The sequence below is a fragment of the Micromonospora sp. KLBMP9576 genome, from assembly GCF_050941805.1.
Classification (GTDB): domain Bacteria; phylum Actinomycetota; class Actinomycetes; order Mycobacteriales; family Micromonosporaceae; genus Micromonospora.
Genome location: NZ_CP194567.1, coordinates 2,540,451 through 2,555,954 on the forward strand (window position 1 = coordinate 2,540,451; position 15,504 = coordinate 2,555,954).

Consider the following 15,504-nt stretch of genomic DNA (forward strand, 5'->3'; position numbering starts at 1 on the left):
CACCCAGGTGCCGTCGGCGCCGGGCGCCCGGCGTCCGGATGTGCCGAAGAGAGTGCTCATGATGCAGCGGACGATCCTGGCGGTTCAGTCGTCGAACTCGAAGCCGCGGGTCTTGGCGAGCTCCACGAGTTGCCGCAGACGATTGCCATCGGCCGCAACGGCACGCAGCCGGACAGCCAGGTCGTCGAGTGCGGTGCGATCGCTGCTGTAGGCGAGGAACGCGCCGGCCTCCGAGTCGGATGAGAAGCGCCCGTCAAGGGCGGGTGCCTCAGTCATGACGAGCAGCTCGACGATCCCTTCCCAAAAGACGCCGTTGGGCTCGTGGCCGAGTTCGGAGATCACGTCATCCACGTCGGTGGTCCCGGCCACCAGGTGCAGGCGATGTTCGCTGGGCGCGACCTCTGTCACGTCGATCGGATCCATCAGCGGTTCTTGGCAGGCCAGCGCCACGCCCACAAGGCAGCACTGCCGTCTCGATCGAAGGAACGGTAGACGAGGCACATCCGCTCATGCCGCGATCCGCTCGATTTGTTCGCGGCGCCAGTCCGCTGAAGTGACCTCGGACGCTACGGGAGGTTGGGAGGGAGGCCGCGCGCCCGTCGGGAGTGATCGACAATGGCCGCATGTTTTCCGACGTTCTTGCCTACTACAAAGACCTCGAGGCCACTGGACTGCCGGTGGCGATGTGCTGGACGGTGGCACAGCCGCTCGGCGCTGCCCTGGCCCTCGAGGACGTCGCGTCCCGTCTTGGTGGCGACCCCGACGATCTCGAAGTGCTTGACCTGTCCGAGGCCTACGAGATCGGCCCGAACGACGGATGGGTCCTGCATCTCGATCAGGCAGGCCCTGCTGTAACCATCTTCGAAAACAACGGCTTCCAGGGCACCCGCCCGGAGGTGCTGCGGGCGCTCAGCATCGACGCGAAGGTTCACAGTGCCTGGTGGGATGTCGACGCGATGACACGGTTCAGCTTTGCCACACAGGGCGAGCTCATCACCGCGATGGAAGCTGGATGGCCATGCGCAGGAGTCAGACCCGACGCGCTCGACGCCGAGCTTGCTGATCTCTACGACGCCATGCGGACTCCCGGTCTGTGGGTGGCAGGAATGCTCGCTGCCGTCGAGCTCCGTACCGGTATCCGTCTTGATCGCGACTGGTTCGATCGCCCACACGAAGCCATCGTGATTGTTCGCACGTGAACCAGAACGGCCGCGGCAGTGCCGAACGCACTTCCGCTGAGCACAGGGCGTCCTGACACGGAGACGGCGAGGCCCTCGAAGATCACAGATGACACATGCATCCGCTTCTGCCGCGAGTCGCGCGTCAGGCGGCCAGCATGTCGGTGTGTGGGGTGGTCAGATCTGGTGCTCGACCCGATGCCGCAGGTACTCATCTGGATGGGTGCGGGCGATGCGAATCGCCTCGGCCACCGTCTCGTGCAGATCCTCGGGGTACTGCTGCCTACCAAGGTCGAGCCCCGGAAGAATGCACCGGCGGACATCCAGGTCCTCGTTGGTGACGAACACGCGTAAGGCGGTTTCGTGCCACTCCTGGCGGAGGTCGGCGAACGCGTCGTACTCGGCCTTGCTCTCAGCCGTCGGGGAGCGGGAGTCGGCGAGGTAGGTGAGGGGAACCTGCGTCCAGTACCAGGCTCGCGCTGCGCCGGCCCGTTCAGCGTTGGTGCCCGTCCGGAGATGTTCGAGCAACGCCAACTGCACCCGCCTGCGGCCGAAGGCGGCAAGAGCCGGTTCGACGAGCTGCCGGTTGAAACTCGGATCCGGCTCGAGGACCGCAGCGCGCACCAGCGGTTGGAACCACTCCTCCAGTACCGGCCGACGGCGCATCGCTTGCGCAATCACTCGCCGCGCCTCGTGCTGCCACCTCCGCCGCGAACGCCGGGTGTCGGTCGTCACCAGCGGACGCTCCGCTTCGAGCAGGTCGATCAGCTCCCTCAGGCAGCGCTCGTACCTCGTCGAGGTGTCCTCAGTGCGTCCGGGCAGCGGAGCGTACAACCGCGGCGCCTCGGCCGGGTCCGGCGATGGAGTGCTGGTCGGTTCGTCCCCGGTCTTCATGAGCGTTACCTTATTCAGCGTGGGGCTCGCAATACCGCCGACTCCACGGTTCACTCATCTGCGGCAGACATCCTGCGCTGCGGCCATCCGGACAGCCGCCGACCGCGCGTCACGCAGCGGAGCCGCTGTCCATGGAAGGCGGTGTGCGGTCGTCTCGAGAAAAGTGCGCCGACCCGCAGGTCGCTACGCTGCTGTGTGTGAGCTACGACCTGTACTTCTGGCCGTCCGGGGCAGCAGGGAATCCTCGCCGGCTGGCTGATCGGCTCGCAGGCGAGAAACCCGATGATCTTGTGCCGGATAAGCGCGTCCTGGCTTTCCGCGCCGAGCTGCTACACCGCTGGCCGGACCTTGCCGACATGATCGCTCCGTGGCATCACGATCTGGGGTGGCGGCAGCCATGGGGCCGCACCGACGTCGCCGACCGATTCGTAGGGGTGACCCTGCCCTACGGCTGGGAAGACACCAGCGCACTTGCTGTACTGGCCGGTGCGTATGGGCTCGACTCGTACGACCCGCAATCGGAACAGCTGGCGTCGCCCAGGTCGCTGCCACAGGACAGGGGAGTTCGCGACGACGTGGCGCGGGTCGAGGGATGGGTAATCGAGGAACACGTCGTGCGGTTGCTTCGGCAGATCAGCGCCTACATCGGCTACGCGTATGACGATCTGGACGAGGCAGCACTGACCGGCGCGCTTGATGACCCGAACGACGAAGCAGTCGACGGCTGGTTCGAGTACCCGCTCGCGGGTGCGCCCACGCTGGTCATCCGACTGGCGAAGTCACCGGGTAGCCAAGTGGTCAGGGTCCGCGCCGAAGGCACCATGGATCTGGTGCTGGCCACGCGGATAGAGACGCTGCTCGACCTGCTGTAGCGACTCGCAGAACAACAAGCCGTGCGTGCCCGGATCTGCCGCCGATCGCGCGCGTTCGGCGCCGCCCAGTCGTGCCGATGGATGCCCAGCCACTACAGAAAAACCGGGTGCCTGGAACCCTGCCCGGACTACCCTCATTGCGTGCGCGCCGATGATCTTCCGTTGCCTCCCGCGTTCGAAGCGGTTACGGCCTGGGCTGGCACCGGGCGGGTGGTGCGTGCCACCGAGCTGGACGTGGCGACGTGGCGGCTTCCCGAGCCGCAGAAGGCCGCGCTGCTCTGCTGTGGCGTGCCGCTGATCGATGACCTCGTGAATGTGGTGTCGTTCCACGCAGAGCCGACGACTTACCGGTTGGCGAACTCCGACGACCTGGACTGGGTGTACAGGGCCACGCCGGGGACCGGGGAGGTGCAAGCATGCTCGTCGGACGGCAGCACCTGGTTCGTCAACTCGACCATCAACCACTGGCTGTGTTCACTGCACATGGTCGGGATCTGGCTGACCAGCTCGACCGTTATCGGCCTGTGGGACGACGACGGACAGGCCGAAGAGGAAGCACGCGCGGAGCTCGCCGACCTGTCGGAGCGGATCAGGGCCCATGACCCACCCGCGTTCGGGGACGGCGACCATAGAACCCACTTCTGGCCCGCAGTGCTCGACCGGTGGCTTTACTGATCGACGTTGACGTCCTCTTCTGCCGCTTCAGTCGTTGACGAGGGCTCGGACGATCTCCTCGTTGAGGTAGAACTCGACGGCCTCGCCGGCGGGGTCGGCCGCCGTGGCGAAGGCGCAGTCGCTGTCGAAGACCGATAGCGCGATGGCTGGTGCGATCGTCTCCCGCGCGAGGTTGTTGGCCAGGTCGTCGGGCGAGGTGTCGTCGACCGGGCCGATGAACCCGATCCGCCAGCCGTCGGCGCGGACGTTGTCGGTCACGGCCACGAACAGGTCGTCGACGCACGCCAGTTCGTCGAGCCGCGTGTCGCCGGTGCGGGCGATGATGACAAGACCGGAGTAGCCCACGATCATCCCTGCCGTTCGGTGAGGCGCTGGCTGGCGAGTGCCAGGGCGTCGGCGGCCAGCGAGTCGGGGCCGTGGTCGTGCCAGCGTGCGGTCTCGGCCGTGACCGCGTCCACGTCGCCGCGTTCAGCGTGCGCGTAGGCGCGGATGACGCCGCCACTCCAAGTTCCGTCCGGCCAGCGGCCGGCCTTCCACCGCCCGGAGGCGAGCTGTTCGGCGCGGGCCCGGGCGGATCGTTCGCGGTCCTCCTCGACGGCGGCGAGCATCGCGTCGAAGTCGCTCAGCCAGCTCTTGATGCGGGGCAGGTTCTCCGCCAGCCAGGTCCGCACGATGGTGGTGGCGCGTTCCACGTCGGCTTGCGTGGACAGCGAGAACGTGTGGTCGGGCAGCTCCGCGGTGTCGTCGGTCGCCACCAGGCGGTGGTGCCAGACGCTGTGGTGCGGCATGGCGTCGCGGCACGGATCTTCCTCTCCGAAGTAGTACCGGAGGTGTGGGGCGAGCAGCACCCCGACGTTGATGAAGAACTCGACCTCTCCCCTCAGCGCGGTGGTGCGTTGGATGTCGAGGGCGATGCCGTTGCCCTTGGGGTCGAAATGCCGGAAGACCGGCCCGCGGCGGATGAAGCCGGCGGCCGCCAGGTCGGCTTCGATGAGTTCGACGAACCGTCGTAGCAAGGCGTTCACGAGGCCGCACAGTACCGTCCCCGCGACAGGCCGCAGAGCCGGCATTCGGCAGTTGCCCGGTCGGTGATCAAGCGGGGAGCGCGAGCATCACGACAGTGCCAGCGATCAAGAACGGGCCCATCGGGATGTGTGTTTCACGACGCACACGTCCGCTGGCCAACAGCACGGCACCGACGAATCCCGCGCTAAGGAAGCCAAAGAACACCGCGCCGAACGCGGCGCCCCATCCCCACCACCCCAGCAGCGCGGTCATCGAGAGGATCAGCTTGGCGTCGCCCAGACCCATGCCGCGCCTGCCCAGGACCAGCCCCATGCTGACGAACACCGTGGTGGCGACGGCCGCGCAGATCGTCGCGTCGATCAAGGGCTCCCACCGACCGGTGACGGTTGCGTCGATGGTGAGCAGAGCGAAGACGCCGGCCGCCGCCGGCATGGTGATGACGTTGGGCAGACGGTGCACCTGAGCGTCGATGAACGCGAGCGGGACCGCGCAGACGACCCACCACAGGCCGGCCAGCAACACCGGGACGGTGGGAGCGGCGAGGACCACGACGGTCACCGCAATCGCAGTGCAGAGCTCCAGCAGGTACGGAGGGGCACCCGCCCGCTGCCAACACCGGCCGCATCGACCGCTCGGCAGCAGCGCGGCCCAGCCGGGCCCGGTCGGACTTACCTCCACGCCGCAGCACTCGCAGGACCGCCGGCTGGTCCGGCCCGCTGGGACGGCCAGGCGAACGACCAACCACCGCAGCAGCGGTGTGACAGAGAGACCGAGCAGGACCAGCTCAACCCTGCTGGGCACCTGAGGCACGCCGAGGCGCTGCGGCGCCGACAGCAGCGCCGGCCGGCTACTCATACGCTGGGTCGACCAGGCACATGGTCTTGTTGCGGACCAAGCTGGCTGATCTCGTACCCGTCGGGGTAGCTCTTGGTTTGGATCCCGTCGGCGAACAATGGCGTTGTCCGCGGTGCTCCGAACCACCGTTGAAGCCGCGAGCGCGTCTTCAACGCCGCGTGCAGGCCGGCCCGGACCGGCCACGCCGGCGCCTCGACCTGCATTGCGCGGCGGAGTGGTGCGTCGTACATGGCGCTGACCAGCGCGTTGCCCAGCGGGGCGAGGGGCTTGGGGATGCGTGTGAGCATCAGCATGCGGGTGGCCCGCTCGATGGTGGCCGCGTCGTCGTTGGGCTGCAGGTGGGTGGCGTCGTAGGCGTCGAACCAGCTCTCGAACTCCTCGTAGGACCCGGGGATGTCCGTGATGCGCATCCGCCGTCCGAGCTCCCGGTAGAACAGGTAGGTGGCCTGTCGCTCGTGGCAGCAGAGTTGGCGCCAGCCGTACTCCTGCAACCAGCGCGTCGGGATGACCACCAGGCAGCCCAGGACGTAGAGGAAGTCGTCGTTGCTGACGTCATGCGGGCGGTGGATCTGGTTGACGCGCCGCAGCGCGTCCCGGCCACGAGGCTGCTCGAAGCCGTTGAGCACCATCTCGTACATCAGCAGGCCGGTGTCGTCGATCCGCTTCTGGGTGCGTTCGGTCAGCTCGCCAGTGGTGCTGTGCACGGCGGCGATGGCAGGGATGGAGAAGGATCGGTTGAAGGCGAGGTTGAGCCCGAGCTTCATGTCCCACGGGAACTCGTAGCGCAGCATCGTCTGGTAGATGACCAGGTAGTCGTGCTCGGGATCCATGGCGCGGGTGCGGGTCAGGTTTCCGTAGCGGCCTCTCATCGGCGGGCGTCTCCTGCCGTGGGGTGCGGGGTGTTTTCTGCGGTGAGCTGTTGGCTTGCGGCGAGCGTTTGAGCCACCACCGGCGATCGGAAGTAGGCGTCGGTGACGAGTGTCAGCCAGGCGACCTCACCGGCGTAGCCACCGTCCGGGCGGTGCAGCTCGTCCGCGGGCTGCGGGACCGTGGCCACGAGACCGGCGCGACGTCGACGCAGGGCACAGGCCAGATGTGCCGCCTCGACGGCGGCCTGTCGCTCATCCGTGGTCAGTTCCGCCTGCTCGGCGTACTGCTCGGCCAGTGCCGTCACGCCAACATCCAGGTACGGGCGAAGCGCCAGGCGGCCGTCGCGGATCTCGGCCACCCGGCGGGTCAGCGCGTAGTCGATGTCGCGGGCGGCCGCGAGGGGGCGGCGCAGGCTCGGGTCGAGTTCGAGCTCGGGCAGGGCCGCGATGAGGTCCCGCCAGAGTGGTTCGAGCCGGCGGTACGAGTGGAAGTCCTCCCACCGCCGCGCAACCCTGAGAGTGGGCCCCCACGCTGGCATGGTGAGGCCGATCGTGATGAGCAACGCGCCGATGGTCACCAGAACCGCGGCGATCTGCCGCTCGCCGGTCGGCTGGTAGCCGGCCCAGTAGGCGATGAGGTACGCGATCTTGTTGGTGCTGTAGAGCAATGCGAAGGCGGCACCCACCGCAGTGATGCGGAGGCCTCGGCGCAGCCAGGGTCGCCCGCAGATCCGGGCGAAGCCCCAGCACAGCCGTGTGATGTCGAAGCAGTAGGCGAAGAAGCCAAGTAGCAGGAAGATCAGCAGGTAGGCGGTCACGACGGGATCCGTCGCGTACTCGACCGTCAGGAGCACCGGCTCGTCGTACGTGAGGGTGTAGACGAACAGGCCGGCCATGACGAGGAACGCGCACGCGGTGGCCCAGACCCACCGGCGGGTACGAGCGGCGGCCTTCGCCGGGGGGAGTGCGAGGTAGAGGAGCATGTTCTCGGCACTCGCCGAAATGGTCAAGGCGCCGGCGTGAGAGAGGACCTTGGCCAGGTTGGGTAGGCCTGACACCTGGTCGATCTGGGTCGCGATCGGCGGGATCGCGACGGTGATCCCGGCGGCGAATGCCCCGAGCCCAATACAGATTGCGCGACGGGCCTGGCTGGGATGCCGTCGCTGAAGTCGCATCATGTACCCGAGCGCGAACCAGCCGGCTACCGCGCATACGGCGTAGAGGATTGTGTCCATCGACGACCTACCAGCGGGGGTGTTCGAGCGAGTGCCGCAGTCGGCCGTACAGCTCAGCCTGCAGACCATCCAGTGGTTCGTCGTCCACGTCGCCGAGCCCTTCACGAACCCGCCGGAGGAGCAGTGAGCCGATCATCTCGGCTTCGCGCTCCTCCGCAGCGGCGTAGTTGCTCCGGCCGAGGCTGCGCTGGACCAACTGCGGGTCGAGGTCCGGCAGCAACAACCGGGAGGCGTCCGCGTCCAACACCTCAGTCGCCCGGTGGCCGGCGAGCAGGTGACCTACCTCGTGACCGATGATCAGCAGTTGGTGCAGCGGCGAGGTGTCCTGCTCGAAGAAGATGGCGTCGAACTCGCCGGTCGGCACGCACATCCCGCATACCGTGTGCGCCGGGAGGCTGATCGGCACCAGGTGGATGGGCCGGCCACGCCGTTCGCCGAGCACGTCGCACAGCTTCCGGATGTCGAACGGCTCCGGCACCTCAAGCTCGGCCACGATCTGCTCGCAGCGTTTGCGTAGTCGGTGCAACTTCACGTCAGCGTTCCCCCGCTCGTCGGCGTACTGCCACCGAAGAATCTGCACAGTCAACTGCGATCGTCCGGCGCGGAACTGGTTGCGCCCTCGGCCACAGCCCGCAATCGAGCCACCATCTGCTCAATGAGCTGGGTGTCTCCTGCGGACAGTCCGTTGTCGGCGAGCACCTGGCGCAGCGCTACCTGCTTGACGTCCATCCGACGCAGCTCGCTGAGCAACGTGATCTGTTCCTGTATCCGCCGTGCAGCCGCGTCGTCCACGAAGTAGCCCGAGTTCACGCCGAAGGCGGACGCCAGAGCACGCACGTGCGAGGTACGGGGATCGCTGGCCACGCCACGGCGCAACTCTCCGATGTAGGCGGCGCTGATCGTGACACCGGTCTCGGCCGCCGTGGCGTTGATCTTGTCGGCGATCTCCTTGTTGGTGTACCTGCGCCCAGGCTCGTCGGAGTCGCTGAGCTCCTCGGAGGTCGGGCGAATCTTGTCGAACAGGTACTCCAACCTTGCGGCCAGCGTGTCCAGGGGCGGCAGTTCCTGCTCAACGTGCCGATCGTCGACCATGATTCTTCACCCTCCAGCGACTAAACAACAGTGTCGCAGATGCCACCGCCAACAAAACAGATGTTGACACATGCACGGAACGTGAGCGTATGCTCGCTCATGTTCGGAGCAACACCCGTTGAGTGAAGGCGCAAATCGCTAAACACCTGTTGCGTTGCTGCTGCCTGATCTCGGCAGGTCCACCCGAACGGGGGGAGTCGTTAGTGAGAGGGATCAGCTCGTGAGGGGACGACGGGGGAGCTGCCCCGCAGCGCTCACCGACGCACTCGGCCATCAGCAGGGGCATCGGCGTCGATTCCTCTGCCCGGCCGCCGCTGTCGAACGGGGGCGCTGGGCCGCTCGGTCAGGGAACCACTTCCTGCCAGCGGCCCAGCGACAGTGGCTCGCGACGTCGGGGAAGAGGCGAGCCGCTCCGTGGTCGGCCACCGGTGACGGTCGCAAGCGGACACCCAGCCTCGGTACCCATCAGCGGTACGACCGAGTTGCCGGCCGGCCAGCGGGCTGAACGTTTGGCCAGCCGTCATCAGGAGGCTGCGACTGCGCTGGTCACCAGAGAGAGGAGGCATGACCTTGGTCGCCACCGCCAGCAGGTCCTTCAGAGTTGGAGTTTGTTGTCTGGCCGCGTCGCTCCTTGGAACAACGGGCTGCACGGGCGAGGAGCCTGCCACCGAGCCGAGCCCCACCTCGACGGCTGCAGCGGCTTCCCCGTCACCGACGGCGAACGCCGAGGACGCCGAAGCCGGCGCGGCCGCTCTCACGGCCTACCGGAACTACGTACGGAGCTACGTCACCGCCTCGAACAAGGGTGACTACAACGCCAAGCTCGACAGGTTCGTGGCCGACCCGGCGTTGCTGACGGTGCGCCAGGACCTGCTGATCAAGTTTCAACAGGGACTCGTCACCAAGGGAGAGCCGGTCTCGGCGCCCGTGGTGAGCAAGGTCGACACCAGTCGGCGTCCCTTCACCGCAGAGGTCGAGGACTGCTTCGACACCGGGAAGTGGGACGTGATCTCCAAGAAGACCGGCAAGTCGGTGCGCACCGAGGGCCAGGCCACGAGGTACGTGGTGATCGCCAAGGCCGAACTGTTCGACGACGGCCGGTGGCGCGTCCGGGAGGTCAACGCCCAACGGGAGAGGCGATGCTGAAACGAAAGTCGGCCGCGGTCGCGGCCCTGATTCTGGCGTTGGGCAGCGGCACGCTGCTCGCACCCGGCGTGGCGTACGCCGACTACGAGCACTGCGACGCGCTGGGCAACTGCTACTGGGTGGTCGAGAAGCCCGGCACCGGCGGCGGCGACAACGGCGGTGGTGGCGACAACGGCGGTGGTGGCGCCGGTAGGGGCTGCAGCTACGAAGGTCAGACCGTGCCGTGCGTCGTCGACGAACTCGGCGTGTGGGACGGGTCCTGCTATGTCAAGCGGGTCCCGCCGCCGCCAGGTGGGCGGACTGACGGCTACTGGAGCATCCGCACGTGCGGCATCTACGGCGGCATCCCTTCGCAGACCGCGGCGACCTGGTCGCCGGACCCGCCTGCCGGGATCCTGCCGTCCCACCAGGAGCTCGCACAACGAGCCATCGCCCAGATGAACCTCGACGGTCCGGACATCGGGATCGCCCCGCAGACCAGCGGCGCCGGTCTGGTCGGACTGCCGATCTGGCTCTGGAACAGGGTGAGTCCCAGCACCTGGGGACCCATCACCCGGACAGCGGCAGTGCCCGGTCGGTCGGTCGCGGCCACCGCCCGGGCTCAGAAGATCGTCTGGAGCATGGGTGACGGTAACTCCGTCACCTGCACCAAGCCCGGCACCCCGTTCCGGCCCTCCTACGGCAACAAGAGGTCGCCGGACTGCGGATACGACGGCTACCGCCACCCGAGCAGCACCCAGGCCGGAGGCCGCTACACCGTCACGGCCACCACGACATGGCTGATCACGTGGAGCGGCGGAGGCGGAAACACCGGCTCCCAATCCATCGAGCTGTCCTCCACCACCACGATCGACATCGACGAGCTGCAGGTGATCACGTCATGACCAGTGCGCCGACCAAGTCCACCCGTGCCGCCTCGCCGGTCGCTGCCCCGTACGCCATTCCCCGGGTCGCTCCGCAACGTCGCTGGCGGCCGGCGCTGGTCTGGCTGGCGGTGGCACTGGTCGCCGCCGGCGGGTTGATCGCGGCCGCGGTGCTGCGCAAGGTCGGTACGACGGCCGAGTACTTGGCGGTGAGCACCACGGTCGAGGTGGGCTCCGTCATCGACCGGTCGGACCTCAGCACGGTACGCATCACCGTCGACCCGGCACTTAAGCCGATCAGGGCCAGCGCCGCCGATCAGGTCGTCGGCAGGTTCGCGGCGGTCGCGCTGGTGCCCGGCACCCTGCTGACGCAAGCGCAGCTCACCGACACGGCGGTACCGGGCCAGGGGCAGCAACTGGTCGGCCTCAGCCTGTCGCAGGAGCGCCTGCCCGCCGAGCGGGTGAAGCCAGGTGCCGAGGTGCTGCTCGTCGTGACCGCCGACGACGGTCCGGTCGCGAACCAGCAGCAGACCGCCGCGCCGGTGAGCATCAAGGCCACCGTGGTGGACGTGCGTGCCGGCACCAAGGAGGGCACCACGCTGCTCAATGTGGCCGTCGCTGAGCGCGATGGACCGCACGTCGCCTCCCGTGCGGCGGCCGGCCGCATCGTCGTGGCACTGACCACGGGGAACTGACGTGGCGATCATCGCGATGGTTTCGGCCAAGGGCTCGCCCGGCGTCACCACCACGGCGCTCGCTTGCACCCTGTCCTGGAGCGGACGTACGGTGCTGGCCGAATGCGACCCCGCCGGCGGCAGCATCCTGAGCGGCTACCTGTCCAGCCTTGAGGTCCCACCCATCGGCTTGCTGCCGCTGGCCGCGGCGGCCCTCCGCGACCAGCTCGCCGACACCTTCGCCCACCAGCTCGTCGACCTCGACGCAGGAAATCCGGGTCAGCGGCTCGTCCTGCCCGGCATCAACGACCCGGTCCAGGCGGGCACCATCCGACCGACCTGGGAACAGCTGACGGGGTTCTTCGCTGACCTGGAGCGCGGCGAGGCCGGCTACGACGTCATCGCCGACTGCGGCCGACTCGCCACCAGCGCCCCGCCGTGGCCGCTGTTGTTCCGCGCCGACCTGCTGTTGCTCGTGGTACGCGCGGCGACCCTGCGGACCATCGCCCCAGCCGTCGGCGTGGCGGAGATGCTGCGGCGGGAACTGACCCAGTACGGCCAGGGACCGGGAGCCCTCGCTCTGGCCCTGATCGGCGAAGGCCCCTACAGCCGGCGGGACATCGAACAGCGATTGCACCTGCCCACCGTGATCGAGCTTCCCGACGACCGGCGCACCGCCGAGGTGCTGAGCGACGGTGGCGGCCGGCTGCGCGGTAGCCAACGGTTGCTGCGGGCCGCTGCCAGCGCCGAGCCGGCCGTACGCGCTGCGATCGCGCGCCGGCGTGCGCACCTGGCCCCTACCGCATCTAGGGAGAGCAGCCGTGCCTGATGAGCTTCGAAACAGCGGCCCGACCTGGCCGGCAGCGGTCGACCGCGTCGCCACAAACGGCAACCGCTGGCCCACCAACAGCACCGCGGCTGCCTTCGGGCCGGAGTCCAAGCCGCCAGCCGTCGCCGAGCAGCAGCCTGGGCCGGTGAGCATCGACTACGCGGCGGTGCGACTGCTGCGCGCCCGGGTCAGCGCGGAACTCACCGTGGCGCTCCGGGAGACCCCCAACGTCTCCACCGATCACCGCCAGGCCGAAGCGGAGCGCATCGCCGCCCGGCTGGTCCGCGATCACGTCGACGCCCTGCACCAGGCCGGACAACCGATCTCGCAGGCGGAAGAAGACGCGTTGCTTGACGCGGTCGCCGCCGACATGTTCGGTCTGGGCCGACTCCAGCAGCTGCTCGATCGCCCGGACGTCGTCAACATCCACATCCTCGGCTGCGACAACGTGCGGATCGAGCACACCGACGGGCGGATCACGGTAGGCGAGCCGGTCGCCGAGACCGACAAGGAACTCATCGACATGTTCCAGGTCCTGGCGATGCGAGCCGGAGCGACCGAGCGTTCGCTGTCCTCGACCAAGCCGTGGCTCGACATGCAGTTACCCGACGGCAGCCGCCTCACCGTTCTCATGCAGGTGTCGGTGCGTCCGTACGCGGCCATCCGCCGGCACACGCTGATGGACGTCAGCCTGGAGGATCTCCGCGACCGGTACGGCGCCATGGACGACCTGATCTGCCAGTTCCTCAAGGCGGCCATGGCCGCCGGCCTCAACATCATGGTGGCCGGACTGGCCGATGCTGGAAAGACCACCCTGCTACGCGGTCTGGCCCGGGAGATCCCGGATCGGGAGCAGTTCGTCACCCTGGAGGAGTCCCGCGAGCTCGGTCTGCACACCACCGGACAGCACCAGTGGGCGATGAGCCTCGAGTCCCGGGAAGGCCACGGCTCCCGGGGCGCCGACGGCCGACCCGCCGGCGAGGTCACGATCATGGACATGATCCCGCTGACCCTGCGGATGTCCGTGCAGCGGATCATCGTCGGCGAGGTCCGTTCCCGGGAAATCGTGCCAATGCTGCAGGCCATGGCCACCAGCAAAGGTTCGCTCTGCACCATCCACGCCCGTCACCCCCGTGCCGTGATGGACCGCGTCATCGAGCTGGCACTGCAACACGGGCCCGAGATGACCGCCGAACTGGCGCGGCGGATGGCCGCAGGCGCCATCGACCTGATCGTGTACGTCAGCGTCGAGGACGAGACCAATCTCGGCGGTCGCAAGCACCGCTTCGTCTCGGAAATCCTTGAGGTGGGCGGGATGAGCGGTGACCAGCTCGTCACCACCCAGGTCTTCGGACCGGGCCCGGATGGACGAGGCGTACCCCGGCACCTGCCGGAGCGGCTGCTCGCACCTCTGCGGCGGGCCGGCTACGACCCCCGCCAACTCACCGGCTACATCCAGCAGGGGGAGCACAACCGCGGCGCCTGGAGCACCCGTCTCGACACCGTGACGAGGCAGCCATGAGCCTGCTCGACCTCGCCGCCGTGCTGGCGGGCATGCTCGCCGTCACCGGCGCGGTCGTCGGTGTCATCAGCGTCGTGGGGACCACCCGGCCGCCCCGGCCACCGTCGGCGCTGCAGCAGCGGGTCCGCCGCTGGTGGACCGGTTCCGGACGCACGCGGCGGGAGCAACGCGCTCACCAGATCAAGGTGGTGACGGCTGCCGCTGCTGGGGGCCTGACCTGGCTGCTGACCGGCTGGCCCGCCGCCGGGATGATCATCGGCATTGCCGTTCCCGGCATACCGTGGCTGTTCGCCGCCGGTCGCGCCGAGAAGCAGGCCATCGCCCGACTGGAGGCCGTGGAGGCCTGGACCCGCCGGTTGGCCGACATCGTCGCCCGGGGCATCGGCCTGCAGCAGGCAGTCGCCGCGACCGCGGCCACGGCGCCGCAGCTCATCGAACAGGAGGTACGCGACCTGGCGGCGCGGCTGCAGGGCAACGGCGACCCGATGGCCGCCCTGCAGCAGATGGCCGACGACCTCGACGACTACACCGCCGACCAGGTTGTCGCCCCGCTGATGCTCCATGTCACCGATCGTGGCGAGGGCTTGCACGAGGTGCTGACCGCGATCAGCCGGTCCATCGCCGCCGAGATCGAGATGCGCTCGACGGTCGACGCCAAGCGCGAAGGTCCGCGCTTCGCCGTTCGGTTCCTGACCGGCATGACCATCCTCCTGCTGGCCTACGGGGTGATCAACCCGCACTACCTGCAGCCCTACGGCAGCGTGCTCGGGCAACTCGTGCTGCTGTTCCTCGCCGGCCTGTACATCGTGCTGATGACCTCGGTACGAAAGCTCAGCCTGCCGCCCAGGCGGGAGCGGCTGCTACCGCCGGTCGAGGCGCAGGCGCTGGGAGCGGCGGCATGAACAACGGCTACCTCACCGCCATGGTCGTCGCCGGCGCGATGACCGGCCTCGGGGTGTTCCTGCTGGTCGTACAGCTGATTCCCGCCCCGCCGGCGCTCGGTCCCGCGCTACGACGGCTCCACCCGCTGACCACCGCGAGTAACTCGCCAGCCGGCATCAGCTGGGTTCGGCGCCGTCTCGCGGTGCCGCACGCCGATCTGCGGCTGCTGAACCGCAGCACCGATCAGTACTTCCTGACCCTCGGGCTGTCGGCGCTGTTCTGTCTCATCCTGCCGGCCCTCATCACCGTCGTCGTTGCGGTGCTGCGGCTACCGATCCCCGTGTTCATCCCGGCGGGCGGGACCCTCGCCGCCGCGCTGGCCGGCGCGGTACTGGCCCACCGCGAAGTCGTATCCAAGGCTGCCGTCGCGCGGGCCGAGTTCACCCGGGCCATGTGCACCTATCTCGACCTCGCCGCCCACCAGGTCCTCGGTGGCCATGGCCCGGTGGAGTCGCTCGACCGGGCAGCCAGTGTCTGCCACGGCTGGGTCTTCGCCCGCATCCGGGAAGCCCTACTCAGCGCCCAGCTGCAGCTGCGGCCACCGTGGGACGAACTGAAGGTCCTCGCCCGCGACATTGAGGTCATCGAGCTGGGCGACCTGGCAGACATCATGCGTACCGCCGGCAGCGAGGGCGCCAATGTCCACCAGACGCTGCGCGCCCGAGCCGACTCGATGCGGGACCGGATCCGCACCGAGGCGCTCGCCCAGGCGGAGCTTCGCACCAACAAGCTCGACATCCCCGCTGCGGCGCTGATCCTCGTGCTCCTCGTCCTCATCGGCTACCCGTTCATGGCCCGCCTGTTCGTCCGCTGACCACCCACCCACGGAGGG

19 protein-coding genes are annotated in these 15,504 nt (G+C 68.3%); 10 read left to right on the plus strand and 9 right to left on the minus strand.

The features are described 5' to 3' along the window. Positions 1 to 84: 84 nt before the first annotated feature. Positions 85 to 423, minus strand: a complete 339-nt coding sequence (locus ACQ452_RS11415) for an Imm51 family immunity protein (protein WP_433392966.1) — start codon at positions 421 to 423, stop codon at positions 85 to 87. A gap of 200 nt (positions 424 to 623) precedes the next feature. Between ACQ452_RS11415 and ACQ452_RS11420 the strand changes: the two genes are divergently transcribed. Then, positions 624 to 1,199, plus strand: coding sequence for a DUF6461 domain-containing protein (locus ACQ452_RS11420; protein ID WP_433392967.1), 576 nt, complete (start codon positions 624 to 626; stop codon positions 1,197 to 1,199). A 156-nt stretch (positions 1,200 to 1,355) separates the two neighbouring features. On the opposite strand, the gene ACQ452_RS11425 is transcribed toward ACQ452_RS11420, so the two are convergent. Continuing rightward, positions 1,356 to 2,072 carry a hypothetical protein gene (locus ACQ452_RS11425; RefSeq protein ID WP_433392969.1) on the minus strand — a complete coding sequence of 239 codons (717 nt, stop codon included), beginning with the start codon at positions 2,070 to 2,072 and terminating at the stop codon, positions 1,356 to 1,358. 197 nt (positions 2,073 to 2,269) lie between these two features. Here ACQ452_RS11425 and ACQ452_RS11430 point away from each other — a divergent pair, with 197 nt between their 5' ends. Both ACQ452_RS11430 and ACQ452_RS11435 read left to right on the plus strand, forming a co-directional pair. Then, entirely contained in the window at positions 2,270 to 2,944 is a 675-nt protein-coding gene (locus tag ACQ452_RS11430; protein WP_433392971.1) for a hypothetical protein, read from the plus strand. Between the two features lie 141 nt (positions 2,945 to 3,085). Then, the gene (locus tag ACQ452_RS11435) at positions 3,086 to 3,619 is read left to right on the plus strand and encodes an SUKH-4 family immunity protein (protein WP_433392973.1); all 534 of its coding nucleotides are present in this window, start codon (positions 3,086 to 3,088) and stop codon (positions 3,617 to 3,619) included. 27 nt (positions 3,620 to 3,646) lie between these two features. Here the strand turns inward: ACQ452_RS11435 and ACQ452_RS11440 are convergent, their stop codons facing one another. The 7 genes from ACQ452_RS11440 to ACQ452_RS11470 all read right to left on the minus strand — a co-directional run bounded on the left by ACQ452_RS11440 (position 3,647) and on the right by ACQ452_RS11470 (position 8,696). Further along, on the minus strand, positions 3,647 to 3,964 hold the full coding sequence (locus ACQ452_RS11440; RefSeq protein ID WP_433392975.1) for a hypothetical protein: 318 nt from the start codon (positions 3,962 to 3,964) through the stop codon (positions 3,647 to 3,649). A gap of 2 nt (positions 3,965 to 3,966) precedes the next feature. Beyond that, positions 3,967 to 4,644: a hypothetical protein gene (locus tag ACQ452_RS11445; RefSeq protein WP_433392977.1), complete on the minus strand. Its 678-nt coding sequence runs from the start codon at positions 4,642 to 4,644 to the stop codon at positions 3,967 to 3,969. A gap of 67 nt (positions 4,645 to 4,711) precedes the next feature. Further along, entirely contained in the window at positions 4,712 to 5,203 is a 492-nt protein-coding gene (locus tag ACQ452_RS11450) for a prepilin peptidase (RefSeq protein ID WP_433392979.1), read from the minus strand. A 293-nt stretch (positions 5,204 to 5,496) separates the two neighbouring features. Continuing rightward, complete coding sequence (locus ACQ452_RS11455; RefSeq protein ID WP_433392980.1) at positions 5,497 to 6,369, minus strand: oxygenase MpaB family protein; 873 nt, start codon at positions 6,367 to 6,369, stop codon at positions 5,497 to 5,499. Continuing rightward, positions 6,366 to 7,604: an MAB_1171c family putative transporter gene (locus ACQ452_RS11460; RefSeq protein WP_433394104.1), complete on the minus strand. Its 1,239-nt coding sequence runs from the start codon at positions 7,602 to 7,604 to the stop codon at positions 6,366 to 6,368. The genes ACQ452_RS11455 and ACQ452_RS11460 overlap by 4 nt, the downstream gene beginning before the upstream one ends. A 7-nt stretch (positions 7,605 to 7,611) precedes the next feature. Beyond that, entirely contained in the window at positions 7,612 to 8,184 is a 573-nt protein-coding gene (locus ACQ452_RS11465) for an ImmA/IrrE family metallo-endopeptidase (RefSeq protein ID WP_311413958.1), read from the minus strand. 2 nt (positions 8,185 to 8,186) lie between these two features. After that, the gene (locus ACQ452_RS11470; protein ID WP_433392982.1) at positions 8,187 to 8,696 is read right to left on the minus strand and encodes a hypothetical protein; all 510 of its coding nucleotides are present in this window, start codon (positions 8,694 to 8,696) and stop codon (positions 8,187 to 8,189) included. Positions 8,697 to 9,260: 564 nt separating this feature from the next. Between ACQ452_RS11470 and ACQ452_RS11475 the strand changes: the two genes are divergently transcribed. Genes ACQ452_RS11475 through ACQ452_RS11505 form a run of 7 tightly spaced genes read left to right on the plus strand, consistent with a single transcriptional unit; the run spans position 9,261 to position 15,486 of the window. After that, a complete protein-coding gene (locus tag ACQ452_RS11475; protein WP_433392984.1) occupies positions 9,261 to 9,842 on the plus strand; it encodes a hypothetical protein in 582 nt (193 codons plus the stop codon). After that, on the plus strand, positions 9,836 to 10,726 hold the full coding sequence (locus ACQ452_RS11480; RefSeq protein ID WP_433392985.1) for a hypothetical protein: 891 nt from the start codon (positions 9,836 to 9,838) through the stop codon (positions 10,724 to 10,726). The genes ACQ452_RS11475 and ACQ452_RS11480 overlap by 7 nt, the downstream gene beginning before the upstream one ends. After that, positions 10,723 to 11,400 carry an SAF domain-containing protein gene (locus ACQ452_RS11485; RefSeq protein WP_433392987.1) on the plus strand — a complete coding sequence of 226 codons (678 nt, stop codon included), beginning with the start codon at positions 10,723 to 10,725 and terminating at the stop codon, positions 11,398 to 11,400. The genes ACQ452_RS11480 and ACQ452_RS11485 overlap by 4 nt, the downstream gene beginning before the upstream one ends. Before the next feature lies 1 nt (position 11,401). Next, positions 11,402 to 12,208 carry a ParA family protein gene (locus tag ACQ452_RS11490; protein WP_433392989.1) on the plus strand — a complete coding sequence of 269 codons (807 nt, stop codon included), beginning with the start codon at positions 11,402 to 11,404 and terminating at the stop codon, positions 12,206 to 12,208. Then, positions 12,201 to 13,730: a CpaF family protein gene (locus ACQ452_RS11495; RefSeq protein ID WP_433392991.1), complete on the plus strand. Its 1,530-nt coding sequence runs from the start codon at positions 12,201 to 12,203 to the stop codon at positions 13,728 to 13,730. The genes ACQ452_RS11490 and ACQ452_RS11495 overlap by 8 nt, the downstream gene beginning before the upstream one ends. Beyond that, positions 13,727 to 14,632, plus strand: coding sequence for a type II secretion system F family protein (locus ACQ452_RS11500; protein WP_433392993.1), 906 nt, complete (start codon positions 13,727 to 13,729; stop codon positions 14,630 to 14,632). The genes ACQ452_RS11495 and ACQ452_RS11500 overlap by 4 nt, the downstream gene beginning before the upstream one ends. Continuing rightward, positions 14,629 to 15,486, plus strand: a complete 858-nt coding sequence (locus ACQ452_RS11505; protein ID WP_433392995.1) for a type II secretion system F family protein — start codon at positions 14,629 to 14,631, stop codon at positions 15,484 to 15,486. The genes ACQ452_RS11500 and ACQ452_RS11505 overlap by 4 nt, the downstream gene beginning before the upstream one ends. Positions 15,487 to 15,504 lie beyond the last annotated feature (18 nt).